At 69.2% G+C, this 1936-nt stretch carries 1 protein-coding gene and 1 pseudogene; both read right to left on the reverse strand.

Translation table 11 applies throughout. From position 1 onward, the window contains the following. Positions 1 to 210 precede the first annotated feature (210 nt). Positions 211 to 1305: pseudogene (gene tnpB / locus E0504_RS46360) on the reverse strand (IS607 family element RNA-guided endonuclease TnpB); the annotation flags it as partial. Then, the gene (locus tag E0504_RS46365) at positions 1302 to 1874 is read right to left on the reverse strand and encodes an IS607 family transposase (RefSeq protein ID WP_131627666.1); all 573 of its coding nucleotides are present in this window, start codon (positions 1872 to 1874) and stop codon (positions 1302 to 1304) included. The pseudogene tnpB and the gene E0504_RS46365, both read right to left, overlap by 4 nt. Positions 1875 to 1936: the final 62 nt, after the last annotated feature.

The following is a 1936-nucleotide window of genomic DNA, read 5'->3' on the forward strand; positions in this document are numbered from 1 at the left end:
GGGCATTGCGAGTCACGCAATCCAGCCTTCGCCGTGTCACATGGGTACCACGGAGCGCCGCCTCCACCGCCTGAGCACGGCCGCCGCTTCAATGGCATGCTGCTGTCCCCTTCACCTTTCGGATCCAGGTAAGCCATCGAACCCAGGAACCTCCCTCCGAGTCCCTCCCGGCTGGGCCGGGGATACAACCAGGCGCCTCATGGCGCACTACCAACGGTCCGCGACGTGCAGGTGCGCGCCATGCCAGCCGGGCACGTACACCTGCGTCCTGGTCTTCGGGTCGCGAACCCACCGGCCGCACTTGTACTCCAACTGGCGGCGCAGTTCGCCCATGCCGACGTCGGAGACCGCCTTCGCCAGGTTGTGGTTACGCACCATGCCGGCGACGTGCAGATCCTCGATGACCACCGTGTGGTGGGTCCGGGCGAGGTTGGCAGTGACCTTGTGTAGCCCGTCGCGCCGCTGGTTGGCGGTGTGGGCATGCTGTTTCGCCAGGTCGGCGGCGAGCTTGCGCCTGCCGCTGCTGCCCGGCTGTGACCGGGCGTAGGCGCGGGAGGTCTTGCGGAGCTTCTTCTCGGCCCGCACGGCATGCTTGGGGTTCGGGACCTTCTCACCGGTCGACAGGACGGCGAGGTGCTTCACGCCCAGGTCGACACCGATCACACCACCAGTGGCCTGCCGGGCGGACGGCCCGTCGGGGATCTCCCGCTCGACCTGCACGGTGAACGACACGAACCAGCGGCCAGCCGTGCGGGACACGGCCGCGCCGAGGAGGCGGGCACGGCCGTCGCCGAGCAGAGCGGTGAGCGCGCCCATCGGCTCGTGGACCTTCACCCGGCCGATCCGGGGCAGTTTCACATGCCGGTCCCCGTCCGGACCGTAGGAGCCGGTGGTGTACCGGAACGAGTCACGGGCCTTCCCGCGCTTTTTGAACCGGGGGAAACCGACCGTGCGGCCTTTCCGCTTGCCCGTGCGGGAGTCGGAGAAGTTCTTCAACCCGGCGGCCAACTGCGCCAGCCCGGCGGAGAACGCCTCCTTCGAGCACTCCGCCCACCACGGCGCGATGTCGTTCTTCACCGTGTTCCAGGCCAGGCGCAGCGCGGGCAGCGTCCACGGAACCGCGGTGAGCAGGTCGCCGGCCAGCCCGTAGGACTCCTCGGCCTCGCGCTGCGCCAGCGCGGCCTTCACCCGAGCCAGGCCCCAGTTGAACGCGAACCTGCACGCGCCCGCGTGCCGACGCAAGCCGGCACGCCCGATGTTGTTCGGGTCGAGCGCGAACCGGTACGCCTGCAGCGTCGTCTTCACATGGCTGCCTCGGTGGCGGCCGCGACGGCGCGAGCGGCCCGGTTCGCGGCGCCGCGGCGGCCATAGAGCCGGGCGCACATCGACGTCAGGATCTCGGTGATGTCCCGTACCAGGTCGTCGTCGACCTCCGAGGGATCGACGACGAGCAGCCGCCGGCCGCTGGCGGCAAACGCGGCCTCGACATACTCGGCACCGAACCGGGCGCAGCGGTCCCGGTGCTCGACGACGATCGTCGTCACCTCCGAGTCACCCAGCAACGCGAGGAACTCCCGGCGGTGCCCGTCCAACGCGGAACCGACCTCGGTCACGACCTTACCGACGGCCAAATTCTGGCCCGCAGTCCAGCGGACGATCCGGGCGACCTGCCGGTCAAGGTCCGATTCCTGGTCAGCGGACGAGACACAGGCATAGACCGCCACCGTCCCCGACGGGACCGATCGCGCGGGCTCGTCGACGAGGATCAGCCCGCCGACCCGACGGGCAGGAACCGGAAGCCTGCCGTCAAGGAACCACTGTCGGGCGGTGGAGTACCCGACTCCGTTCGCCGCAGCCCACTCCTTGAGGTTCACACCACCACCATACAGCGCTATCTGACACCATCCAGCGCTAACACGACAGCAGATTTCACCCC

The organism is Parafrankia sp. BMG5.11 (assembly GCF_004337455.1).